This window comes from Polaribacter porphyrae (assembly GCF_002954685.1).
GTDB classification, from domain to species: Bacteria; Bacteroidota; Bacteroidia; order Flavobacteriales; family Flavobacteriaceae; genus Polaribacter; species Polaribacter porphyrae.
Window position 1 is genome coordinate 26,121 of the sequence record NZ_MSCN01000001.1, and the last position, 25,552, is coordinate 51,672.

The 25,552-nt window shown below is 28.6% G+C and carries 22 protein-coding genes and 1 other RNA gene; 10 read left to right on the plus strand and 13 right to left on the minus strand.

What is annotated here, in order from left to right:
- Positions 1-225 precede the first annotated feature (225 nt).
- Positions 226-1,602, plus strand: a complete 1,377-nt coding sequence (locus BTO18_RS00135) for a DUF4365 domain-containing protein (protein WP_105014267.1) — start codon at positions 226-228, stop codon at positions 1,600-1,602.
- 3 nt (positions 1,603-1,605) lie between these two features.
- A complete protein-coding gene (locus tag BTO18_RS00140) occupies positions 1,606-3,135 on the plus strand; it encodes an argonaute/piwi family protein (protein ID WP_105014268.1) in 1,530 nt (509 codons plus the stop codon).
- 60 nt (positions 3,136-3,195) lie between these two features.
- Here the strand turns inward: BTO18_RS00140 and dnaN are convergent, their stop codons facing one another.
- On the minus strand, positions 3,196-4,314 hold the full coding sequence (gene dnaN / locus BTO18_RS00145) for a DNA polymerase III subunit beta (protein ID WP_105014269.1): 1,119 nt from the start codon (positions 4,312-4,314) through the stop codon (positions 3,196-3,198).
- A gap of 177 nt (positions 4,315-4,491) precedes the next feature.
- Between dnaN and BTO18_RS00150 the strand changes: the two genes are divergently transcribed.
- From BTO18_RS00150 to BTO18_RS00165, 4 genes are all read left to right on the plus strand, one after another.
- On the plus strand, positions 4,492-6,981 hold the full coding sequence (locus BTO18_RS00150) for a PIG-L family deacetylase (RefSeq protein WP_105014270.1): 2,490 nt from the start codon (positions 4,492-4,494) through the stop codon (positions 6,979-6,981).
- Positions 6,982-7,255: 274 nt separating this feature from the next.
- Entirely contained in the window at positions 7,256-8,965 is a 1,710-nt protein-coding gene (locus BTO18_RS00155) for a sodium:solute symporter family protein (RefSeq protein WP_105014271.1), read from the plus strand.
- A gap of 16 nt (positions 8,966-8,981) precedes the next feature.
- Positions 8,982-10,169: a hypothetical protein gene (locus tag BTO18_RS00160; protein WP_105014272.1), complete on the plus strand. Its 1,188-nt coding sequence runs from the start codon at positions 8,982-8,984 to the stop codon at positions 10,167-10,169.
- On the plus strand, positions 10,162-11,139 hold the full coding sequence (locus tag BTO18_RS00165; protein ID WP_105014273.1) for a Gfo/Idh/MocA family protein: 978 nt from the start codon (positions 10,162-10,164) through the stop codon (positions 11,137-11,139). The genes BTO18_RS00160 and BTO18_RS00165 overlap by 8 nt, the downstream gene beginning before the upstream one ends.
- 4 nt (positions 11,140-11,143) lie before the next feature.
- On the opposite strand, the gene BTO18_RS00170 is transcribed toward BTO18_RS00165, so the two are convergent.
- From BTO18_RS00170 to ruvX, 5 genes are all read right to left on the minus strand, one after another.
- Entirely contained in the window at positions 11,144-11,635 is a 492-nt protein-coding gene (locus BTO18_RS00170; protein ID WP_105014274.1) for a nuclear transport factor 2 family protein, read from the minus strand.
- 83 nt (positions 11,636-11,718) lie between these two features.
- Positions 11,719-12,498 (minus strand): nucleoside triphosphate pyrophosphohydrolase, encoded by a 780-nt coding sequence (mazG, locus tag BTO18_RS00175; RefSeq protein ID WP_105014275.1) that lies wholly within the window; start codon positions 12,496-12,498, stop codon positions 11,719-11,721.
- A 7-nt stretch (positions 12,499-12,505) separates the two neighbouring features.
- Positions 12,506-12,931, minus strand: coding sequence for a DUF5606 family protein (locus BTO18_RS00180; RefSeq protein WP_105014276.1), 426 nt, complete (start codon positions 12,929-12,931; stop codon positions 12,506-12,508).
- A 27-nt stretch (positions 12,932-12,958) separates the two neighbouring features.
- Positions 12,959-13,549, minus strand: coding sequence for a peptide deformylase (def, locus tag BTO18_RS00185; RefSeq protein ID WP_105014277.1), 591 nt, complete (start codon positions 13,547-13,549; stop codon positions 12,959-12,961).
- 79 nt (positions 13,550-13,628) lie between these two features.
- Positions 13,629-14,039, minus strand: coding sequence for a Holliday junction resolvase RuvX (ruvX, locus tag BTO18_RS00190; protein WP_105014278.1), 411 nt, complete (start codon positions 14,037-14,039; stop codon positions 13,629-13,631).
- Between the two features lie 123 nt (positions 14,040-14,162).
- On the opposite strand from ruvX, the gene BTO18_RS00195 reads away from it, so the two are divergent.
- On the plus strand, positions 14,163-14,978 hold the full coding sequence (locus tag BTO18_RS00195; protein ID WP_105014279.1) for a 2,3,4,5-tetrahydropyridine-2,6-dicarboxylate N-succinyltransferase: 816 nt from the start codon (positions 14,163-14,165) through the stop codon (positions 14,976-14,978).
- A 15-nt stretch (positions 14,979-14,993) separates the two neighbouring features.
- Positions 14,994-15,749 carry a glycosyltransferase family 2 protein gene (locus BTO18_RS00200; protein ID WP_105014280.1) on the plus strand — a complete coding sequence of 252 codons (756 nt, stop codon included), beginning with the start codon at positions 14,994-14,996 and terminating at the stop codon, positions 15,747-15,749.
- Here the strand turns inward: BTO18_RS00200 and BTO18_RS00205 are convergent.
- Together BTO18_RS00205 and BTO18_RS00210 are read right to left on the minus strand one after the other, a co-directional pair.
- The gene (locus BTO18_RS00205; protein ID WP_226789070.1) at positions 15,746-16,492 is read right to left on the minus strand and encodes a glycosyltransferase family 25 protein; all 747 of its coding nucleotides are present in this window, start codon (positions 16,490-16,492) and stop codon (positions 15,746-15,748) included. The two genes, BTO18_RS00200 and BTO18_RS00205, sit on opposite strands and share 4 nt — an antisense overlap.
- Positions 16,489-17,292, minus strand: a complete 804-nt coding sequence (locus BTO18_RS00210) for an alpha-1,2-fucosyltransferase (protein WP_105014282.1) — start codon at positions 17,290-17,292, stop codon at positions 16,489-16,491. Before BTO18_RS00210 ends, BTO18_RS00205 begins: the two co-directional genes overlap by 4 nt.
- A gap of 161 nt (positions 17,293-17,453) precedes the next feature.
- Here BTO18_RS00210 and BTO18_RS00215 point away from each other — a divergent pair, with 161 nt between their 5' ends.
- On the plus strand, positions 17,454-18,866 hold the full coding sequence (locus BTO18_RS00215; RefSeq protein ID WP_105014283.1) for a CCA tRNA nucleotidyltransferase: 1,413 nt from the start codon (positions 17,454-17,456) through the stop codon (positions 18,864-18,866).
- A gap of 2 nt (positions 18,867-18,868) precedes the next feature.
- Here BTO18_RS00215 and BTO18_RS00220 read toward each other — a convergent pair whose 3' ends face one another.
- The 5 genes from BTO18_RS00220 to BTO18_RS00240 all read right to left on the minus strand — a co-directional run bounded on the left by BTO18_RS00220 (position 18,869) and on the right by BTO18_RS00240 (position 25,201).
- A complete protein-coding gene (locus BTO18_RS00220) occupies positions 18,869-20,050 on the minus strand; it encodes a glycosyltransferase family 87 protein (protein ID WP_105014284.1) in 1,182 nt (393 codons plus the stop codon).
- Between the two features lie 2 nt (positions 20,051-20,052).
- A complete protein-coding gene (locus tag BTO18_RS00225) occupies positions 20,053-21,882 on the minus strand; it encodes an ABC transporter ATP-binding protein (protein ID WP_105014285.1) in 1,830 nt (609 codons plus the stop codon).
- Positions 21,882-23,597, minus strand: a complete 1,716-nt coding sequence (locus tag BTO18_RS00230; RefSeq protein WP_105014286.1) for a phospho-sugar mutase — start codon at positions 23,595-23,597, stop codon at positions 21,882-21,884. Before BTO18_RS00230 ends, BTO18_RS00225 begins: the two co-directional genes overlap by 1 nt.
- A 46-nt stretch (positions 23,598-23,643) precedes the next feature.
- Positions 23,644-24,600 carry a glycosyltransferase family 2 protein gene (locus BTO18_RS00235; protein WP_105014287.1) on the minus strand — a complete coding sequence of 319 codons (957 nt, stop codon included), beginning with the start codon at positions 24,598-24,600 and terminating at the stop codon, positions 23,644-23,646.
- Between the two features lie 73 nt (positions 24,601-24,673).
- On the minus strand, positions 24,674-25,201 hold the full coding sequence (locus tag BTO18_RS00240) for a DUF4199 domain-containing protein (RefSeq protein ID WP_105014288.1): 528 nt from the start codon (positions 25,199-25,201) through the stop codon (positions 24,674-24,676).
- A gap of 166 nt (positions 25,202-25,367) precedes the next feature.
- Between BTO18_RS00240 and ffs the strand changes: the two genes are divergently transcribed.
- Positions 25,368-25,466, plus strand: an RNA gene (gene ffs, locus BTO18_RS00245) — signal recognition particle sRNA small type.
- Positions 25,467-25,552 lie beyond the last annotated feature (86 nt).

Here is a 25,552-nt window from a genome sequence, read left to right on the forward strand (position 1 = left end):
TATTTTAATAAAAAACAGGAAAACTGTTATAAAATTACCAATAATAAAATTAATATTATTTCGTGATATTCATAGATTATTTATGAAACTAATATTATAAAAATAAACAAAAAAAGATTAATGAAAAAGATTCAAATAAATATTAAATTATTAAAAACTAATTTCTTTTTTAATTAATAGAATGATTTTTTTTTCACTATATTTAATCAAAATTGTTTTATTTTTATGCCTAAAATTGTATCTGATCAACATATTACTGGTGAAAAAGGAGTTGCTAACTTTCAGCTATATTGTATAAATCATAGTCCTACACTTTTGTTCAGAGAAGAGCAAAAATATGATTATGGAATTGATGGTGAAATTGAGCTAACTAAAATTACGAATGATGGAAAAAAAGAAGCTACAGGAGAAATAATAAAAGTACAGTTAAAATCTACTAAAGAGAAAAGTTACATTTGTAATGAAACAGTAGATTCATTTGATTTTATTGCAAAAACAAACGACATTAAATATTGGAACGATCATAAATTACCAGTAGTAGTTGTTATGTACTTTGAAAAAGAGGATCTGTTATTTGCTAAAAAAGTAAACAAGAACCTAGTTTTAAAAAATCGTATTACTCACAAAATTACATTTGATAAATCACAAAATTTACTTGGAGAAAACTCTTCTTTTGAAAGTGTAACAGAAGTTGATTTTCAAACTAGAGTAGATTATGGAATATCTGAAAACCTTTACTTTAATATTTTTAGAGTTTCACTTCCTCCATATATTAAAAAATTTGAAAGCTCCTATACAGATTTAAAAAAAATATATAATATCATTCATGAAAATGAATTCTATCCTATTCCTGAATTTAGTTTAGAATCTACAGATTTATATTCTTTTGATGATTTAAGTAATTATAACATTGAATTTAGAAATAGTATTTTAAAAAACTCTGATTTTAAAAAACAACAAACCAAAGAGTTTATAAGGACTGGTCAGGTTGAAAGAAATATTATTATTAAGTTAGTTAACAGATACGTGAAGGATTTCTTTTACAAAAAAGGTGTTAAATACAATAAAACTTATAAAAGATTTTATTTTTCTAGTCGTAATTATGAAGAACCAATTGATACTAAATTAAAAGAAAACTCTAAAAGAGAAGTATTTAGGTTTGGTAAATCAAAAAGTAGAACAGGAAGATATGATAGAAGAGCTTTAGTCTCTAAATATACATATTATGAAAAATCAAGTTTTTTTAGACATCTTGCATTTCAAATATCTTATGAGTGGATTGATGAAGAATTATTTTTAATTTTAGACCCTAAATATTTTTTCACTGAAAATGGTAGTAATCCATTAACTGACAAAGCTAGAATTTCAAGATTAACTAATAGGTTAAAGCAATCTGAACGAAATCCACAATATTTAAACCATATATATTTTATTAGAAATTATTTGGACATATCTAATGTTACTTTGTTTTTTGAAAGTGATTATGTCAAACTTGAAATAATGAGTTTTGTAAAAGAAAGGGTTAATTTTGGAATTAGAGAAGTTAAAAGTAACCTGAAAGTTAAAGAAATAGAGGATATTAATCAAACATCACTTTTCTAATTTATGAAAATAGAATTACTAAATGAACCTTTACTTGAATTTGCAGATGATTTTTTGTGTGATGATCCCAAAAAAGGAATATCTACTACTGGTTTTTATTCTTTAAGTAATAGAACACATCGTTCGGAAATCCACTATTCAGTTATAGGTACAAAAAAGGAAATTAGTCTTTACAAAGAAATGATTGAAAGATTTTCTGAAAAAATTGAATCTGGTAGTACTTTTAAGCTTAAGAATAAAGGGAACACTAATTTTGAAAAGGAAACATTGTTTGATGATTTTGATTTTGAAAATGAAATTTTATTTGAAGGAATAAATAAAAAACTCAATCCAGATTTTCCAGGATTTAATTCTGAAAGCTGTTTTAAATGTGAATTTTTAAACAACCCTGACAATGATTTAGTTATTAAAGAATCGAAGTTAAAAGATATTTTTATAAATGAAAATACTACAGAATTAAAAATTTTAAGGGTAGTAGAATTATTTAAAAATGCCTACGATGAAATTATTGAAAACAATTTATCTGTAATTCCAGATATTATTGTAATAGTGGTAAGTAATGAAATATTTGATAAACTTTCAACTATTAAAGTTGGTAATACTTGGTTAAATTTTAGACGATATTTAAAAGCTGAAATACTTTCATTAAATAAAAATATACCTGTTCAACTAATTCTTGAAGATACTATAACAGGAAAAAAGAAGAGTATACAAGATACTTCAATGATTGCATGGAATTATTGTGTTGCTCAATATTATAAAACAGCAAATTGTACTCCTTGGACAATTAAAGATATTGATGCAGATACTTGTTATTTAGGAATTAGTTTTCATAAAGTAAATGAAATTAACGATAATAGTTTAAGGTCAAGTATTGCACAAGCATTTAATAAGGATGGCAAAGGTTTAGTTTTTACAGGAAAACAATTTGAATGGAATAAAAGTAAAACAAAAGTCGTTACTCCACACTTGCATAGAGAATATGCTCGTGAATTAATACAGAATGTATTAAAACAATATATCAGGATAAATAAGCATACTCCTAAAAGAGTGGTGGTTCATAAAACAAGTGAGTTTTGGGATTCATATATTAGTTCAGAATATGATGAAGTAGGAGGTATAATTGAAGGAATAGAAAGTGTTTTAGGAGTTGAAGCTGATTTTGACTTTGTTTGTATAAGACCTACCAAGTTTAGGGTTTTAAGGTCAGGAGATTATCCAGTGTTAAGAGGTACTTATGTTGAGTTAAATGAAGATAAGGCTATTTTATATACTTCAGGATATATTCCATATTTCAATACTTATCCTGGTCCCTTTATTCCTTCTCCTTTAAGAGTAGAAAATATAGGAGAAACACCAATAAAAGATATATGTAAAGAAATTTTTGCCTTAACAAAAATGAATTTTAATAATGCAGACTACTATGATAGTTCGCCTATCACACTTCAGTTTTCAAAAAAAGTCGGCGAAATTATACAATATTTACCAAAAGAGATTGAAAATCCACCTAATAGATATTTTTATTATATGTAACAAAAAAAGCATAGTAAATAAACTATGCTTTCTCAAAATATATTTTTCTAAATGCGAGTTCTAGTTATTCAACATAACAGGCATCACTAGCATCGTAATTTTTTCACCTTCATCAGTACCATCAATAGGTGTTAAAATACCTGCTCTGTTTGGTAAGCTCATTTCAATTAAAACTTCATTGGAGTTTAGATTGTTTAACATTTCACTTAAAAAACGAGAGTTGAAACCAATTTGCATATCATCACCTTGGTAATCGCAACTCAAACGTTCGTCTGCTTTGTTGGCAAAATCTAAATCTTCAGCAGAAATATTCAATTCAGTTCCTGCCATTTTTAAACGAATCTGATGCGTTGTTTTGCTAGAGAAGATAGAAACACGTCTTACAGAGTTTAAGAAAGAAGCTCTATCAACCGTTAATTTATTAGGATTTTCTTTTGGAATTACTGCTTCGTAGTTTGGATATTTGCCATCAATTAATCTACAAACCAACACTACATTATCAAAAGTAAACTTTGCATTGGCATCATTATATTCAATAGTAACTTCACTTTCAGAACCGCCTAAAATCCCTTTTAATAAATTTAAAGGTTTTTTTGGCATAATAAATTCTGCAGTTTGGTCTGCAGTAACATCTGTTCTAGAATATTTTACTAGTTTATGAGCATCAGTAGCTACAAAAGTTAAACTCTGTGAACTAAACTGAAAAAACACACCACTCATTACTGGGCGTAAATCGTCATTACCAGCAGCAAAAATAGTTTTAGAAATGGCAGTACCTAAAATATGTGCAGGTACTACAGTTACACTTGGCGAAGGTAAATTTACTGCTTTCGGAAATTCATCACCACCAAAATATGCCATATCATATTTACCTTGGTCAGAACTAATTTCTATAGTGCTATCTCCTTCTGTTTTAAACGTTAAAGGTTGATCTGGAAATGTCTTTAAAGTATCTAATAACAAACGTGCATTTACAGCAATAGAGCCAGAATTGTCGCTTTCTACTTCAACAACAGAACTCATGGTAGTTTCTAAATCTGATGCAGAAACTTGTAATTGATTTTCAGACAACTCAAATAAAAAGTTATCTAAAATAGGTAAAGTATTGTTGCTATTTATAACGCCGCCTAAAACTTGTAATTGCCTTAACAATTGCGAACTTGATACAATAAATTTCATTGATTTTTTTTTCAAAATTATTCTTACAAATATAACTTTATTAAGTCGTTTTTAAAATTAATTTATTAACAGGTTATGAGCATTTTGTTAATGAATTTATAAACGTTATAATTATGTTAACACTTGCAACATACCTAATAAAAAAACTACTTTTGTTTCAATGACTTATAGATAAATATGAAGAAATTATATTTTGTAACTGTTTTATTTCTAGCTATTTCAACAGTTTTTTATGCTCAAAAACCTCAAAAACTATCTTCAAATCAAATCTTTGAGAAAGTTCAAAAACTAAACTTTTTAGGAACAGCCTTATACATTGCTGCACATCCTGATGATGAAAACACAAGGTTAATTGCATATTTAGCAAATAATGTAAAGGCAAGAACAGGCTATTTATCGTTGACTAGAGGAGATGGAGGACAAAATTTAATAGGACCAGAAATTAGAGAATTGTTAGGTGTTATAAGAACGCAAGAATTATTAGCTGCAAGACGTGTAGATGGTGGAGAACAATTATTTACAAGAGCCAACGATTTTGGATATTCTAAACACCCAGAAGAAACGTTGAAAATCTGGAACAAAGAAAAAGTATTGAGTGATGTTGTTTGGGCAATTAGAACCTTTAAACCAGATGTAATTATAAATCGTTTTAACCATAGAACACCAGGTACAACTCATGGGCACCATACGAGTTCTGCAATTTTAAGTGTAGAAGCTTTTGAAATGGCACAAGATTCTTCAAAATTTCAAAATCATTTAAAATACACAGAAGTTTGGCAACCCAAACGTTTATTCTACAACACCTCTTCTTGGTTTTATAGAGATAAAGCAAAATTTGCAGAAGTTGCTAAAGAATTTACAAAGTTAGATGTTGGCGTGTATTATCCTTTAAAGGGTTTGTCTAACAACGAGTTAGCATCAATTGCTAGTAGCCAGCATTTATGCCAAGGTTTTGGTAGTGTTACTACAAGAGGTTCGCAATCTGAATATTTAGAATTTTTAAAAGGCGAAGAATTAAAAGATAAAAATGATATTTTTTCAGGCATCAATACTACTTGGAATCGTATAGAAAATGGTGGTGAGATAGGAGATATTTTGTATGATTTAGAACAAAATTTTGATTTTGTAAACCCTGCAAAACATCTACCAAAATTGTTAGAAGCTTATAGTTTGATTATAAAACTGGAAGACAAACATTGGAAAAAAATAAAACAAAAACAAATTCTAGAAATCATCGAAGCTTGTGCAGGTCTGTATTTAGAAGTTTCTGCTGCAAGTTCAACAGGTGTGCCAAATTCTAAAATAGATGTAACAATAGAGGTCTTGAATAGAAGTGATGTTGCAATTCAACTGACTTCAATAAAATCTAGTTTAGATGACAAAGAGTACTTTAAGGGAATTTCTTTAGAGCAAAATAAAAAACTGAATTTCAAAGAAAAAATCACATTAAAATCGGCTAACTTTTCAGCTCCTTATTGGTTAAAAGAAAACTGGGGATTGGGTATGTACAAAGTGTACAACCAACAATTAATTGGGAAACCAGAAACACCAAGAGAGGTAAAAGTAGATTTTAATTTGGTTATAAATTTTGTACCAGTAACCATCACTAAAAATGTGATAAGAAGATATTCAGAGAGAGATAAAGGAGAGATTTACGAACCCTTTGAAGTTGTACCAAGAGTTACCACAAAATTAAAAGATAAGGTCTTAATTTTTTCTGATAGTATTCCTAAAAAAGTAGTGGTAGAGGTTAAAGCTGGTGCAAATTATGTAAGTGGAGAAATTGCTCTAGAAGTACCAGAAAATTGGTCTGTAAGTCCTTATGGTAGTATGTTTAATATTCAGCAAAAGAATGATAAAGAAATCATAGAATTTATGGTAACTCCACCAAAAAATCAATCTGAAGGAATGCTAAAAGTGGTAGCTTCTTTAAATGGCAAAACATACAAAAAAGAATTGGTAGAAATCAATTACAATCACATTCCTAAACAAACAGTTCTATTAGATTCTAAAGCAAAAGTAGTTCGTTTAAATATTAAAAAAGAAGGTAATAATATTGGGTATATTAAGGGAGCAGGAGATGCAATACCAGATAATTTACGCCAAATTGGGTATCAAGTTTCTGTGATAGATCCATCAACAATTAACGATAAAAATCTACACAATTTTGATGCAATTGTTTTAGGAATTAGAGCTTACAATGTTGTAAAAGAGCTCAAGTTTAAACAAAAATATTTGCTTGAGTATGTAAATAATGGTGGTAATTTAATAGTGCAGTACAATACAAATAGAAGAGTAGATGTTGCTGCACCTTATACTTTAGATTTATCTAGAGATAGAGTAACAGATGAATTTGCAGAAGTAACAATTTTAGACCCAGAACATGAGTTGTTAAACTTTCCAAATAAAATCACAAATGAAGATTTTAAAGGCTGGGTACAAGAAAGAGGATTGTATTTTCCTAACAATTGGAGTGAAGAATACACACCAATTTTTTCTATGAATGACAAAGGTGAAACCCCAAAACTTGGTAGTTTGTTGATTGCAGAATATGGAGATGGGCATTATATATACACAGGTTTAAGTTTCTTTAGAGAGTTGCCTGCAGGTGTTTCTGGGGCGTATAAGTTGTTTGCAAATATGCTTTCTGTGGGTAAAAAAGAGTAAAAGTTTTAGAAGCTTTTTCCCTGCTTCTTGTGCTGGACTTATTTCAGTATCGTTACTCGCTTTTTTTCGTTCCTCAAAAAGAGCTCAAATAAGCCACTCAATCAGGGCTAAACCAGTTTGCTAACCAATAGATAATTGTAAAGCAAATGATAATTTATAAGTTATGAATCGACAAAAATATCCTTGGAAAAAAGAATACACACTTGTATTGGTTGCAAATGTTATTTATTTGATTGTTTTTTATTTTGTTACGAATCATTTTACGGTATAAACCATGGATATAGAAAGTAAATTACATGCTATAGATTGGATAATCCTTTCAGTAACCTTAATTTTTATTGTTGCTTACGGAACTTATGTAACCCGAAAAAATGCCAATGTAACAGATTATATTAAAGGTGGTAGCGATTCTAAATGGTGGACAATTGGTTTATCAGTTATGGCAACACAAGCGAGTGCAATTACGTTTTTATCAACTCCTGGTCAAGCTTTTCATAGTGGAATGGGTTTTGTGCAATTTTACTTTGGGCTACCCATTGCAATGGTTATTATTTGTGTGGTTTTTATACCTATTTATCATAAATTAAAAGTATATACAGCTTACGAATTTTTAGAAGGACGTTTCGATTTAAAAACCAGAAGTTTAACAGCAATTTTATTTTTAGTTCAAAGAGGTTTAGCAGCAGGAATTACCATATTTGCGCCAGCCATTATTTTATCTGCAGTTTTAGGTTGGGATTTATTAACGCTCAATATCATCATTGGTTTTTTAGTAATTGTTTACACGGTTTCTGGAGGAACAAAAGCAGTCAACGTTACTCAAAAACAACAAATGATTATCATTTTTGTGGGTATGCTAATCGCTTTTTTTATGATTATGAGTCAGCTTCCTGAAAATATTACATTCACAAATGCTTTAGAAATTGCAGGTGCTAGTAACAAAATGGAAGTATTAGATTTTTCTTTTGATTTAAGCAACAGATACACTGTTTGGACAGGTATTCTTGGAGGAACTTTTTTAATGCTGTCTTATTTTGGTACAGATCAAAGTCAAGTACAGCGTTATTTATCTGGTAAATCTGTTAGAGAAAGTCAATTAGGTTTAATTTTTAATGGATTATTAAAAGTGCCAATGCAATTTTTTATTCTGTTAATTGGTGTCATGGTTTTTGTGTTTTATCAATTTAACCCTTCTCCTTTAAATTTTAATCCAACAGCAAATGAAGAGGTTGTAAAGACCAAATATGCAGCAGAATATAAAGCATTAGAGCAAGAGCATATCAACATTGAAAATAGTAAAAAAGTACTTTTTTTAGATGGCTTTCAACTTGAGGAAAAGGAACAAATTTTATCTTTAAATAAAAGAGATTCCATACTGAAAGAAAAATCAAAAGTGATTATAAATAAGGTGGATGAAGAAAATACTCTAGATAAAATAGAATCTAATGACAAAGATTATGTGTTTATTCATTTCATTTTAAATAATTTACCAAGAGGTTTAATTGGTTTGTTATTGGCGGTTATTTTATCAGCAGCTATGTCATCTACAGCATCAGAATTAAATGCTTTGGCAAGTACAACAGCCATTGATTTATACAAGCGTAATGTAAAAGAAGAAAAAAGCGAAGCACATTTTGTAAAAGCATCTAAATGGTTCACGTTACTTTGGGGTTTAATTGCAATTTCAGTGGCGTGTATTGCCAATTTATTTGAAAACTTAATTGAGATGGTTAATATTATTGGTTCTATTTTTTATGGAAACGTTTTAGGTATTTTTTTATTAGCTTTCTTTATAAAATTTGTAAAAGGAAATGCTGTTTTTATTGCTGCTATAATTACACAAATCATAATTATTTACGTTTACAATCAAGATTGGTTGCCTTATTTATGGCTCAACTTATTGGGTTGTGTTTTAGTGATGTTACTTGCTGTTCTTATTCAAGTTTTATTACCAAATACAAAGATGAAATTAAACGAAGCATAATAATAAGTTTACGTTTATGAGAGTTTATCAATATGGAAAAATACTTAAAGTTATAGGTGTAATTTGTGCATTAATTTTGTTGTTTTTTTCAGTTGCTATTTTATTTCTTTCTAATAATGATGCTAAAAGTTCAATTAATATATACTACTTTACAATTCCATTTTCAATAATCTTTTTGCCTTTATCGATATTAGGAATCAGAGATGTTCTAATCTCTAAAGTTATTATTGCAGAAAATTCCATTACTTCAATAACAGCTATAAGTTCTCGTAAATTAAGAATTGAAGAAATTCAAGGTTTTAAACGTGGAAGAAATTATATTCATGTTCATCCTAAAAAAAGAGTTTTTAAAAAGAAATTAAAGTTTTCAATATTCTTTAAAAATGTTGATGAAATTTTGGTTTGGCTTTCTAAAAATTCAAACGATTTAGATGCAATTGAAGAAGAAAATGAAATTGATGATTTTTATAGAAATTCAGAATATGGATTTAGTAATGCAGAAAAAGAGGGGAAACTAAAAAGTGCTAAAAAAGTAGCCAAAATAATAAATATAACAAGTGTCTTAATTACAATATCTACAATCTTTTTTAAAGAATATAAAATGATTAGTGCTTGGGTCTTAATTGCAATACCTATTATTATAATTTGTATCGTTTTTTACTTTAAAGGGTTGATAAAATTTGCAGATAAAGAAGAAGATGAAGTAACTATTTATCCAAGTATTTTTTGGGGGTTTTCTGCTCCAATATTTTTGGTGTTTTTAATAATACTTTTAGGAATTGATATTTATGAGTTCAAAAATCTATGGATTCCATTAACTTTAGTTTCCATATCCATTTTTATTTTATGCATATTAGCTTCAAAAGCATATATTATAAAGACCAAAAAAGCTTATGGAAAATTGACTTATTTATTATTAATCTCTTTTGCTTATGGTCATTTATTAATTGTTTTTTTTAATGTAAATCTAGATAATGAAGCTTATGTTTCTTACAAAACTTTAGTTTTGGAAAAAGATATGAGTAAAGGTAAAACTACGAGTTACTATCTTAACTTAACAATACCAGAATTGAATAAAATAAATGAAAGATTTAATGTTTCTAGTTCCGTTTTTGATAACGTAAAAGTTAATGATTCAGTCTTTTTTTTATTGAAAGAAGGTTACTTTAATATTCCATATTACAACATTAAAACCAATGAATAAATCAATGAGAATTGTTAAATGGGGTATAATCGGCCTTGGTAAAATTGCTGATAAATTTGCTCAAGATTTAAATACAGTTGAAAATGCAAAGCTTGTAGCAGTAGCGTCTAGAAGTCAACAAAAGGCCAATGATTTTGCTGAAAAATATCAAGTAGAGAATGCCTATAATTCTTATGAAGATTTAGCAAAAGATTTTAATATTGATGCAGTTTATATTGCAACACCACATAGTTTTCATAAAGACCATTCTATATTATGCCTGCAAAATAAAAAAGCAGTTTTATGTGAAAAACCTTTTGCAATGGATTTGCAAGAAGTATCAATAATGATTGCAGCTGCAAAAGCAAATAATGTATTATTAATGGAAGCATTATGGACGTGTTTTTTGCCTCATTATAAATATGTGCTAGATATTGTTGAAAGTAAGAAATACGGAGATTTAATTGAATTGCAAGCAGACTTTGGTTTTAAAGCGGAATACAATTTACAAAGTAGATTGATGAAAAAAGAAGTTGGTGGAGGCTCATTATTAGATATTGGTATTTATCCAATTTTTACAGCTTTATCTGCATTAGGGATTCCAAATTCTATAGCTGCAAAAGCAACTTTTTTTGAAACAGGAGCAGATTCTAGTTGCTCAATGACTTTTGAATACGATAATGCAAAAGCCTTTTTAAAAAGTACATTATTAGAAGAAACAAAAACAGTAGCTATTTTTACTTTTGAAGAAGGAGAAATAAAAATTAATGGACGTTTTCATGAGCCATCAACTGTAACTATCATTAAGAATCAAACTGAAAAAACAATCAACTTTAACTACAAAACGATTGGTTATAGTTACGAAATAGAACATTTTAATCAGTTGTTAAGAGATGATAAAACAGAAAGTAATATAATGACTTTTGAGCTTTCTAAAAACCTAATAAAAACTCTAGATAAAGTTAGAAAACAAATTGGTTTAGAGTATTAGAATGCTATTCAGTTTTTGGCTGACTTTGCCATATTACATTTACAATTTTCCATTGGTTATCTACTTTTGCTAAATGAAATAAATCTATACCCCATGCAGCAGTTAATTTTGCTGACGCTGTTTTAGAATTCACATCAAAAATTTCAATTTCTTTAGGAGAATCTTTATTGACTCTTTTTCCACTTTTATTCCATTTGGCAGCTAAATTAGATAATTGAGTATGTGTCATTTCTAAATTATCTACGTATTCTTTTTTGTCAGGATTGTACCAAAAACCTACTTTTCGTAGTTTTTTATCTACACTTTTATCTATTCTAGTTGAATCTACTAAATACAAACCATCTACATAATCTAAAATCGCAGCGTTTACTAATTTGTAGTCTTCTTGATTAAATTTAGTAGCTAATTTTTTGTCATTGGGCTCATTAGAAATACAAGATGATAGTATAGCTAAACTTAAGCACAATAAAATAAAAGGAAGTTTCAGAATTTTCATAAATGGTTGATTTTAAATTGATTTATTAAAGATATAAGAAAAATAACAACCTTTATAAATACGATTTTGGTTTTAACGAATTCTTAAGAAAAGTACTTTTTGCTTTTGTTCCAAAAAACATCCATTTCAGCTAAAGACATATCTGCTATTTCTTTGCCCTCTTTTTTTGCAGCTTTTTCTAAAAACTGAAATCTATTGATAAATTTTTTATTTGTTTTTTCTAGAGCATTTTCTGGATTTACCCCAATAAAACGTGCGTAATTTATCATTGAGAATAACACATCACCGAATTCTTTTTCGATGTTTTCTTGATTTCCGTTTTTTATCTCAACATTTAATTCAGTAAGTTCTTCTTGCACTTTTTCCCAAACTTGATGAGGTTCTTCCCAATCAAAACCAACACCACCAACCTTGTCTTGAATTCTATTGGCTTTTACCAAAGCAGGTAAACTTTTAGGCACACCTTCTAAAACAGAATTTTTGCCTTCTTTAAGCTTTAGTTGTTCCCAATTGCGTTTTACATCTTCCTCATTATCAACCTTAACATCAGCATAGATATGAGGATGCCTATCAATTAGTTTATCAGAAATAGAATTGGCAACATCAGCAATATCAAAAGCATTAGTTTCGCTGCCAAGTTTAGCATAAAAAACAATATGTAAAAATAAATCTCCTAATTCTTTTTTAACTTCTGGCAAGTCATTATCTAGAATAGCATCTGCCAACTCGTAAGTCTCTTCAATTGTTAAATGTCGTAAGCTTTCGAAGGTTTGCTTTTTATCCCAAGGACATTTTTCACGCAAATCATCCATAATATCTAATAGACGATTTATTGCTGCTAATTGTTCCTTTCTGTTATTCAAAATTTAGTTATGCTTTTTCTTCAGTCTCTTCTTCAGAACTTTCTGTTATTTTCGAAAAATCAAAGCCAAAAGAAATTAATAAATTATACCATTGAATTACTTTTTTTATGTTTGATGTGTATACTCTTTCATCGTCATAATTAGGCAATACTTCTGCAAAAAAAGCTTTTAATTTATTACCACTTTCTTTGTGAGAAATAGCCTCTTTTCCTTCTGTTTTTTCTGAAATTGCTTTAAAAACATCGAGCAATGGCATATCTTCTTCATAAGTATAAATAGCTATGTTTTCTAATAAACTTACATTTTGAGTAGCATTAATTGCCAATCTTTTTTTATCGCTTAAAGATTCAACAATAATTGCATTTTTTGATTGTGATATTACTTGAAATAAACCTGGTTTACCAGTAACTGAAATAATTTTACTAAATTCCATTTGTATATTTTTTTGTCTGTGAACAGACTATTTTTTCTTTTTTAAATTTGGAAAACGCATTCTATAATCTGCATTTATTTTCCCTTTAGAAATATTATCTAATTTCTTTTTTATTAATCTCTTTTTAAGTGTTGAAAGTTTGTCTGTAAATAAAATACCTTCTATATGATCGTATTCGTGCTGAAAAACCCTTGCAGCTAATCCTTCTAAAACTTCAGTATGTGTTTTAAAATCTTCATCTTGATATTCAATGGTAACTTTAGGTTGCCTGTAAACATCTTCTCTTACATTAGGAATGCTTAAACATCCTTCATTAAACACCCAAGATTCTCCTTCTTCTTCAATAATTTTTGCATTAATAAAAACACGATTAAAAGTTTTTAAAGCTGTTCTATCTTTTTCCTCTAAATCTTCATCTTCGGCAAAAGGTGATGCATCAATTACAAATAAACGAATGGCTTTACCAATTTGTGGAGCTGCTAAACCAACACCAGAAGCATTGTACATGGTTTCTTTCATGTTTGCAATAAGGGCTGTCAAATTTGGGTAGTCCTTATCAATTTCGACTGCTTTTTTTCTTAAAACAGGATCACCATAAGCAACAATAGGTAAAATCATTTTTTATTTTTTGGTGTACAAAAGTACAATTTAGAAAATCGAATTACGAATTTTTATTTTAAGAATTTTGTTAAAGAAATTACTGATTGTATAGGTAAGACTGTAGAATTATTGTAGCACTAATTTCATCAACCAAAGCTTTATTTCTACGTTGTTTTTTCTTTAAACCACCATCAACCATTGTTTGAAAAGCCATTTTAGAAGTAAAACGTTCATCTATCCTTTTTATAGGAATTAAAGGAATTTCTTTCTGCAGTTTCTCTAAAAAAGGAAGTATTAAAACCTCACTTTCACTATCAGAATTATCCATTTGTTTGGGTTTGCCAAGTAAAAAAAGCTCAACATCTTCTTTAGAAGTATATTCTTTTAAAAATGTTAACAATTTATCTGTTTTAACTGTGGTTAAGCCAGATGCAATAATTTGTAGTTCATCAGTAATAGCAATTCCTGTTCTTACTTTTCCAAAATCTATGGCTAAAATTCTTCCCAAAATAAAAGATTAATTTTTTGCAAACATACGAAATTAAACAACCCTTTAAAATCTGTTTAAAAAGTGTATATTCGCCTTGATTTTTGTTGATAGAATTATATTTGTATCACTAAAATAGTAATCATGAAAGATATTAGAAAAATTATCGAATCTGCTTGGGAAAATCGTGAATTGTTAAAAGAACAAAATACAATTGATACGATTAGAAAAGTTGTAGATTTATTAGATAAAGGAGCGTTAAGAGTTGCAGAACCAATTGAAAATGGTTGGCAAGTAAATGAATGGGTTAAAAAAGCGGTTGTTTTATATTTTCCTATTCAAAAAATGGAAACTTTAGAAGCTGGTATTTTTGAGTACCATGATAAAATTCCATTAAAAAGAAACTTTAAAGAAAGAGGAATTAGAGTTGTGCCAAATGCAGTTGCAAGGCATGGAGCTTTTATTTCTGCAGGTACAATATTAATGCCTAGTTATGTTAATATAGGAGCGTATGTAGATGAAGGAACTATGGTAGATACTTGGGCTACAGTTGGCTCTTGTGCACAAATTGGTAAAAATGTACATTTATCTGGTGGAGTAGGCATTGGTGGTGTATTAGAACCATTACAAGCGGCTCCTGTAATTATAGAAGATGGTGCTTTTATAGGTTCTAGATGTATTGTTGTAGAAGGTGTTAGAGTAGAAAAAGAAGCAGTTTTAGGTGCAAATGTTGTATTAACAATGAGTACAAAAATTATTGATGTTACAGGTGATGAACCTGTTGAAATGAAAGGAAGAGTACCTGCAAGATCTGTTGTAATTCCTGGTAGTTACACCAAAAAGTTTGCTGCTGGTGAGTACAATGTACCTTGTGCATTAATCATTGGAAAAAGAAAAGAAAGCACAAATAAAAAAACATCGCTAAATGATGCTTTACGTGAGTATGATGTTGCTGTTTAAGATTTAAAAAAAGCTATGACAAAAATTTCGTCAATAATTCCTACACTCAATGAGGAAATTCATATTGAAGCAGCTATAAAATCTGTCGATTTTGCAGACGAAATTATTGTCATAGATTCTCATAGTACAGACAAAACTATTGAATTAGCTGAAAAGCACAATGTAAAAATCATCAAGCGAAAGTTTGATGATTTTTCTTCTCAAAAAAACTTTGCAATAACGCAGGCAAAAAATCCTTGGATTTATATTTTAGATGCTGATGAAAGAGTTACGCCTGATGTTAAAAAAGAAATATTAGAAGCTGTACAAAATCCTAAAGAATTTGTTGGTTTTTATGTTAGAAGAAGTTTTTTCTTTGCTGGTAAAAGAATAAAATATTCAGGTTGGCAAAGAGATAAAGTTGTACGATTATTTTTAAAAGATAAATGTAAGTATCAAGGTATAGTTCACGAAACTATAAAAACGGATGGAGAGCTAGGTTTTTTTAAAGGAAAAATAGACCATTTTGGATATAAAAACTACAATCACTTTATTTCTAAAATTCATCAATATGGAGAATTAAAAGCCAAAGAATTACATGCAAGAGGAAAGAAAGTAAACTTATTCCATATTATTATAAAACCTACTTACAGAATTTTTTCTCATTTTATTTTAAAAAGAGGATTTTTAGATGGTTATACAGGTTTAATTCTTTCAATAACACAAGGTTATGCTGTGTTAACTCGATATATAAAACTTTGGATTTTAAATAGAGGACTTAAAGAAGATTAGTTTCTTTTATAGAAAAAGTAATTTCGAATACACCTATACAACTTTACTGTAAATAATGATAATATTTGCCAAAAAGGACGAATAATTTCGCGGACTACTTTTTTCCAAACAATCATATTGTTTTGCTGAATTGTACTTCCTCCCATTTTCTTATCTACACTAATTACATATTGTTTGTTGGTATTGTGTAAAGGGACTTTATGTTTGTACACATCTTGTTTCATCACATCAATGGGAGCATAATAATCACTTAAATTTTGCGATAATTTTTTCGCAGCGTTTTTGCCAATTATTTGCCCAATCATCAAAACAGGTGGCATTAAAAAAGTAGTAATTAATTTGTTTTTTTTTAGAGGATAAAAACCTTTTTTTCCAGAAATATCTAAAAATGTATCAATAGTAATTTCTTTAAGTAGCTGTTCTAAATCTTCAAAAAAGTTATTTTGAATTAATGCATCATCTTCTAAAACAATAGAAAAGTCTTCAGGCTGTTTTGATAGAAATTCCCAGAGCTTAAAATGTGTTAAACAAATACCAATTTCACCATCATTTGGATAAGGGAAATGAGCTAAAATATTGTGTTTCTTTTTTTCTTTCTTCAGCACTTCAGCTGGTAGTTCTTTACCATAAATAGCAGAAATACGAGTTATTGGAATATTCAGTTTTTTAAACTGATTTTCCATAAATTCACGCCTATCTATACTCTTGTCTAGGTTGATGTAATATACTTTGTAGGTACTCATAATTGAATCCAATTATTACAGGCAACTTCATTTTCTTTGCTTACAAACCATTTTTCTGGGGCAATAACAACTTTATTTTCATATTGGTTTAACCAAGCTCCCCACCAAGAAAAACTGCTGTTTGCAGTTATATTATGTTTACACAAACTCATTAAATGCATGTCTTCATGAGGAATTACTTTATGATTGATATAAGTTGCATGTTGTACTTTTAAATTCTTTTTTACCCAATCTATATCATCAGAAAAAATAAAAAAACGAACATCTTTAAATTTACTTCTCATCAATTTTACAGCTCGTTTGTAGTATTCTAAATCGCAAGTACCATGCACTTCATTGGCTTTTTTATTAGAAATATAATCACCTCTTCTTATGTGTAAAGAACATGAATTTTTTTGAATTGTAATATCTCTTAAATATGAAATTGTAGAATTAGAAAGTTCTTTTTTTAAGACAAATTGTTTTAACAATACTGCTCTTATTTCTTTAAAATAATCTTCTGTTTGAAAATAACCTTTAATATAAGCATCTTCAGAGGGTTTTGTTAACCTTTCATTAAACAAGAGACTTTTCTCTTTTAAAGATTTTATAAGTCTAATTTTAGACAAAAAGTTAGTAAAAGGTAAAGAATTTTCTATATCAATTTTAAATAAATCTAAACCATAACCTCCATGAAGTTTGTAGTTTCTAAACCCAGTTGTATCAATAAAGGTTTTGTAACCTTTTGTTTGTAAGGACTTTGCATAAGCATATTGAAACATCTGGTTTCCAAGTCCGCCAATAATTCTTACAATTATCATTTACGATTTACTTATAAATTTGGAATATGAATTTTGGTAAAAGTACAATTAAAAAACATACTATAAATTTAGGAGTAACAATCACATAAAAAAATATTTTTCTTTTATCATTAATAGGAATAAAGTTAACTTTGTCATTGCCTAAAAGCGAAACCAAATTCATGAACTTTAAAGAAGCAATCTCATCAGAGATTTTTACAATTATTTCTAAAGCCTCTCAAGAATTACAATTAGAAAGTTATGTAATTGGTGGTTTTGTACGCGACTTTTTCTTGCAAAGAGGCAAAGCTAAAGATATTGATGTGGTTGCTGTTGGTAGTGGAATTGACCTTGCTCAAAAAGTAGCATCATTATTGCCCAATAAACCTAAAGTGCAAATTTTTAAAACGTATGGTACAGCCATGTTGCGTTTTAAAGATGTTGAAATTGAGTTTGTAGGAGCTAGAAAAGAATCGTATTCAGAAGATAGTAGAAATCCTGAAGTAACAGAAGGTAATTTAGAAGATGATCAAAATAGAAGAGATTTCACCATTAATGCATTAGCATTAAGTTTGAATAATACTAATTTTGGCGATTTATTAGACCCTTTTAATGGAATCAAAGATTTAGAGGATAAAATTATTAGAACACCTTTAAATCCTGATATTACCTACTCTGATGATCCTTTACGCATGATGAGAGCCATCCGTTTTGCAACGCAACTCAATTTTAAAATTGAAGATGAATCTTTAAATGCTATTTCTAAAAATGCGAATCGTTTACAAATAATTACAAGAGAAAGAATTGTAGATGAATTACATAAAATTTTAAGCTCACCAAAACCCTCAATAGGTTTTTTACATTTAGAAAAAACAGGTTTATTACATCAAATTTTACCAGAGTTAATCGCTTTAAAAGGAGTAGAAGAAGTAGAAGGACAAAAGCATAAAGACAATTTTTATCACACGTTAGAAGTAGTTGATAACATCGCAAAATATACAGATAATGTTTGGTTAAGATGGGCTGCTTTGTTGCATGATATTGGTAAAGCTCCTACAAAAAGATTTTCTAAAAAAGTTGGCTGGACGTTTCATGGGCATGAATTTGTGGGCTCTAAAATGGTCTATAAACTGTTTAAGCGTTTAAAAATGCCCTTGAATGCAAAAATGAAGTTTGTACAAAAATTGGTTTTATTGAGTTCGAGACCAATAGTGTTAGCTACTGATGTTACAGATTCTGCTGTAAGGCGTTTAATTTTTGATGCAGGTGATGATATTAATGCTTTAATGACACTTTGCGAAGCAGATATAACTACTAAAAATCCAAAGAAATTTAAACGTTATCATAAGAACTTTGAATTAGTTCGTTCTAAAATTAAAGAAGTAGAAGAACGTGATAAAGTTCGTAATTTCCAGCCACCAGTATCTGGAGAAGAAATTATGAAAGCTTTTAATTTAAAACCTTGTAGGGAAATTGGGGTAATTAAAGAAGCCATTAAAAATGCAATTTTAGATGGTAAAATTCCTAATGAATACCAAGCGTCTTATGACTTTATGATTAAAAAAGGAATTGCATTAGGATTGACTGCAAGTTAAATTTATCTTTTTTGAGTGGTAAAAAAAGTCTTGTAAACCATAATTAACCAAGTAGCAAAGAAAATCAGAACGCTCAAATGTAATTTGCCAAGCACAAATTTTGAAATGATTACAGGGCATAAAATATCTACTGGAAAAATTGCTATCAAAAAAAAGTTTATCCAAAGTAAAATTTTGTCAAGTTTTGATGTTTTAGTAAAAAGATACCACATTGCATAACCAACCATAGCAATTACATAAGTGTGTAGTTCTGAACTCAAGCCAAATAAAATGGTGTAACTCATTAAAATTCCTAAAAATTGAACTCGTAAAGCAAATGAGTTTTGAAAACGTTTCATTTTTGATAATCCTAAAAAAAACAAAGAAAATAAAACACCAATTGATAAAATAGTTGCATACTTGTTTATATCAGGATAAATAGCATAAACAGGTCTGTAAATGCTATAGAAACCTTGCATTCTAGAATGCCCTGAAAGAGTATCAAACCAAGATTGATAATAAGGTAGAAATTCAGAAAAATCTAATTTTATCAAGGGTAAAAAGAATAAAAATATACCTAGAAGAATTGTAAACCCTACATTTTTCCAAAATTTTGGATAAAAAATTAACATCGATAATTGAAAAATTCCATAGACTTTTGTAAATCCTGATAATAAAATAAACAGAATTGCTAGTTTAGGATTATCTTTTTCAAAATGAATAAACGCCAATAAAAACAAAGCTGCAATTAGTGGGTTAAATTGCATGGATAAAATTGTAGCAAACAGTAACAAACAAGAAATGAAAAAGATGAATTTTTTATCTTTAAAATTGAATTTATCTGGTAAATTAAAAATCGAATAATAAAAAATAGAGTAGGTAAAGAAGTTCCAAACAAAAGCACCCAACCACATAGGAAACCATGTGAAAGGTAAAAATAAAATTGAAAAAACGGGTAAGTATAAGAATAAATCTAAAGGATTACCTTTTTTATTTAAATGATACCAATTTGAATACGGATTTATTCCATCCCAAAAATCTGTTGAGCCAAAATAAAATATCTGAAAATTATTATAAGAAAGATTGGTTACTTCTTTTAAACTGATAACAAATGCAAAAAATAAACCAAATAAAAAAATACTTTTAGTTGTGTTAAACGTTTTAAAACGTAAATAATGTACTTTTTTAGTAATAAAATTGTTCATTTTTACCCAAAAGATTGCATGGTTACTAGCTTAAAATACTCACCTTTTTTAGCAAGTAATTCTTCGTGTTTACCCTGTTCTACAATTTTACCTTTATTTAAAACTACAATCTTATCTGCTTTTTGAATGGTAGATAACCTGTGAGCAATTACTAAAGAAGTTCTGTTTTGCATCATCTTTTCTAAAGCCATTTGAACCAATTGTTCAGATTCTGTATCTAATGCTGATGTTGCTTCGTCTAAAATCATTATTGGCGGATTTTTTAAAACTGCTCTAGCAATAGATAAGCGTTGTTTTTGTCCACCAGAAAGTGTTCCTCCACTATCACCAATATTAGTATTGAATTTTTCAGGTAAATTTTGTATAAATTCATTGGCATTAGCAATTTCAGAAGCTTCTAGAACTTCTGTTTCAGTAGCATTTTCTGTTCCTAATTTGATGTTATTTTCAACAGTATCGTTAAATAAAATTGAATCTTGTGTAACAATACCCATTAAATCTCTTAACGATTTTTTAGTAATATCTTTTATATTGATGCCATCAATAGAAATAACCCCTTTATTTACATCATAAAAACGAGTAATTAAATTGGCTAATGTAGATTTTCCACTTCCAGATTGCCCTACCAAAGCTACAGTTTCTCCTTTTTTAATATCTAAAGAAAAGTCTTGTAAAACATAATCATCTTTATATTTAAAAGAGATTTTTTCAAAAGAAATAATATTGTTAAAATTCTCTTTTGCAGTAGCATTAGGTTTATCTTTAATACTATTTTCAGTATTTAAAACTTGCATAATTCTTTCTGCTGAAGCTTCGCCTTTTTGAAAATTATAATAGGTAGTTGTAATTAATTTAATTGGGTTTAAAACTGTATAAAACAATACAATGTAACCAATAAATTCTTCTGCTTTTAAAGAGCTACTTTTAGAAATGACTTCACTGCCTCCATACCAAAGTATAGCAATAATGGTTGCAGAACCTAAAAATTCACTCATTGGAGATGCTAGTGTTTGTCTATGAAAAACACTGGTCATCAACGTTTTAAATTTAGCTGTAGATTTTAGGAATTTATGGCCAATTACATGTTCTGCATTAAATGCTTTTATTACTCTTAAACCAGATAAAGTTTCCTCTATAAACGATAAAAAAGTTCCAGTTTCTTGTTGTGCTTTTACAGAATTTGCTTTTAATTTTTTGCTGATAGATGAAATTATAAAACCAGATACTGGTAATAAAATAAACACAAAAAGCGTCAATTTTACACTCATAAAAAACATGATTGAAACAGCAATAATAACAGTTAAAGGTTCTCTAACAATAGTTTCAATAGATGTTAAAATAGATACTTCTACTTCTTGCACATCAGCAGTCATTCTAGCAATAATATCACCTTTCTTTTTTTCTGTGAAATAAGAAACAGGTAATTCTAATACTTTATTATAAAGTTGGTCTCTAATATCTTTTACAATACCAGTTCTTAAAAAAGTGATAAAATAAGACGCTAAATATCTAAATAAATTTTTAAAGAAGAATAAACTCAAACACAAAAAGCATATGAATAAAAGTGTTTTAATTTCGCCTTCATTTTCAATTTTTTGTGATATAAAATGATAAAAGCTTTCCTTTAGATAATCACTAATACTAGTGGAGTTTTCATAAGAAGGTTTTGGGATTACCTTTTTTTCTTTTCCAAATAAAATATTTAGTACAGGTATAAAAGCCAATACAGAAAGCACATTAAATATTGCATAGAAAATATTGAAGAGAATATTTAAAAGCGTAAACTTTCTATATTTCTTTTCATATTTAAGAATGTCTTTAAAATGACTCATTAATTCAATTTCATCTCTTTAATAATTCTTTGAATTTTTGCATCCAATTCTGATTCAACTTGTTGAGCATTTTCAATCTTATCTAAAGAAGTATTTACACTAAAGTAGAATTTTATTTTAGGTTCAGTTCCACTTGGTCTTGCAGCTATTCTTGTTCCAGAAGCTGTTTGATAAATTAATACGTTTGATTTAGGTAAATCAATATTTGTAACTTCTCCAGTAATTAAATTTTTTCTTGTTGATGCTTGATAGTCTGAAAGTGTTTCTATTTGTTCTCCATCAATTTCTAAAATAGGATTATTTCGCATATCACTCAACATTTGTTGAATTTCAGCTGCACCATCCATTCCTTTTTTTGTGATGGAAATTAAATGCTCTTTATAAAATTTATTATTAACATAAATTTTCAGTAATTCTTCATAGAAAGAACTTCCATTTTGTTTTGCTAAAGCAGCCACTTCACAAGCTAAAAGAGTTGCTGTAACAGCATCTTTATCTCTTACAAAATCGCCAACCATATATCCAAAACTTTCTTCACCACCACCAATAAAATCCATATCAGGATTATCGCGAATCATTTTAGCAATCCATTTAAAACCGGTTAAAGCAACATTTGTTTGAACACCATAACCAGCTGCAACCTCGTTTACTAATTCTGTAGAAACAATTGTTGTTCCTACAAATTGATTACCATTAATTTTACCTTCATTTTTCCATTTTTGAATGGCAAAATCAGTCATTACAACCATAGTTTGGTTACCATTCATCAATTTCATTTTTCCATCCAAATCTCTAACAGCTACTCCTAATCTGTCACAATCAGGATCGGTACCAATAACGATATCTGCACCTAATTGATCTGCTAAATTTGTAGCCATTTCTAGTGCTTCTGGTTCTTCTGGATTTGGAGATTTTACTGTTGGGAAATCTCCATCTGGTTTTCTTTGTTCTTCTACAATATGAACATCTGTATAACCTGCTTTTGCAAGTGCATCTGGCACAGACATAATTGAAGTACCATGTAAAGAGGTAAATACTATTTTTAAGTTTTTACGATCAATATTATTTGATAAAGAACCTTTATTTGCAGATTCAGTAATAAAAACGTCATCTACTTCTTTGCCTATAGTTTCAATTAAATCTTCATTAGCATCAAATTTAATTTCGGAGAAATTTAACGCATTCACATTTGCAATAATACCTTTATCATGTGGAGGTACAATCTGTCCACCATCTGCCCAATAAACTTTGTAACCATTATATTCTGGTGGATTGTGTGAAGCCGTTAATACTATACCTGCATCACAATCTAAATGACGAACCGCAAAAGACAATTCTGGTGTTGGGCGTAAATCTTCGAATAAAAAAACTTTTATATTATTTGCTGATAAAACATCAGCTACAACTTTAGCAAACTTTTTACTGTTATGCCTACAATCGTAAGCAATAACAACACTTAACTGCTCTTTATCAGTATTTTCTATCAAATAATTTGATAAGCCCTGTGTTGCTCTGCCCAAAGTATATTTATTAATTCTGTTTGTGCCAGCTCCCATTACTCCACGCATTCCTCCAGTTCCAAATTCCATATCTTTATAAAACCTGTCTGCTAAATCTTTAGGATTATTTGCTATTAAATCTTGAATTTCAGTTTGAGTTTCAGTGTCAAAAGTTGATGTTAACCACAGCTTTGCTTTTGTAATAAATTCTTTCATTTTTAATTTTGTGTATTATTAATGGCGATTGTAATTATGAATATTATTAGTGCCTTAATCTTTCTTTAATAATATAATCTTTTTCATTATTTTTTATTCTAACAATAAGCTCTCCAATAAAACCAGCTAAAAATAATAATGTTCCTAATATCATTGAAGTTAATGCAATATAAAACCAAGGATTGTCAGTTACTAATATAGTTCTTATTCCATTGTAAACTTTGTATAATTTATAAGCACCAATATAAAATGCCAAAGTTGTACCAAAAATAAACATAAGCGTACCCCAGAGACCAAAAAAATGCATTGGTCTTTTTCCGAATTTTGATAAAAAAGATATTGTAATTAAGTCTAGAAAACCATTGATAAACCTATCCATTCCAAATTTTGTTTCTCCATATTTTCTAGCTTGGTGCTTTACTACTTTTTCGCCAATTTTAGTAAAACCTTCGTTTTTTGCTAAAACAGGAATATATCTATGCATTTCTCCGCTAACTTTTACCGTTTTTATAACTAGGTTTTTGTAAGCTTTAAGTCCGCAATTAAAATCATGCAATTTTAAACCTGATGTTTTTCTGGCTGCAGCATTAAATAATTTTGAAGGAATGTTTTTGGTAATTACATTATCATAACGTTTCTTTTTCCAACCAGAAATTAAATCAAAATCATCTTTAATAATTAGATTGTATAATTCAGGAATTTCTTCAGGATTGTCTTGTAAATCAGCATCCATAGTAATAACAACATTACCTTGGGCAATTTCAAAGCCTGCATCTAAAGCTTGAGATTTTCCATAATTTTGTTGGAAACGAATGCCTTTAATTTCTTTGTGCTTTTCCGATAACTTTTCTATAATATTCCAAGAATTGTCTGTGCTACCATCATCAATAAAAATAACTTCATATAAATAACGATTGGATTGCATGACTTTTGCAATCCAATCATATAATTCTTGTAAAGATTCTGATTCGTTTAAAAGTGGAATTACCACTGAAATATCCATATTCTATATCAATATCTATAATTAATAGTCAAAGTTACACTTTTATAAAATATTGAACGAATAATTTTTTGGTTTAGTAAGAATCCTCTTCAGATTTTTTCTTAACAGCAGCTATGATAGCAGAAGAAACAAACCCTAAAAATGTCATAAATAAAAGCCCCATAGCATAACCTATTGCTGTTCCTTGAAATTTTGCTTGCATTTTTAATTGACCTTCAATTTGTTCTTCAGTCAAACCAGCATCAACAAGTGCTTTTCTAGTTATTTCTTCTAGTTGAGTGTAAAATTCTGGTTCAATAAAAGTAGTAAATACGTACTGATATAAAACACTAATAACAGTTCCTAAAATTACGATACCTAATCCTATTTTTACTCCTTGCCCCCAACTCATAAATCCATTATTCAAATTTTTGAATTTATTCATTCCTAGAATTGGAAATAAAATAATGACCAATGCTATTGCAGCAAAATTAATATAACCAGCAGTTGGCTCAAAATGCATGCCCATTGCATAAGGTATTAAACCTGCCAAAATTAATACTATACCAAAGTATAATCCATTATTTAAGATAATGCTTTTAGTGTTCACTTGATTTTCCATTGTTTTAAAATTTAGTTAGTTATACAAATATATTAATTTCAATTTTGATACTTTTTATATAGTTGATAATAAGCATCAAATAGTTAGTAATCAAATTATAGAATACGTTACAAAAATTTTGACATTTTTTTAATTGATTTAAAAAAAATAGATTGTAAATTTGCAGTGGCAAGTCCTACACAACTAGCTCCCTTTGAATCCCCCAGGGTGGGAACACAGCAAGGGTATTAGGTTGTAGCAGTGTGATGTAGGTAGCTTGCCTTTTTTTATGCTTTAATTTTAAAGTACTTTTTTAAATTCTTATTACAGAAATCTTTCCTTTTAAATATTTGATTTAACTTTGAATCTTCA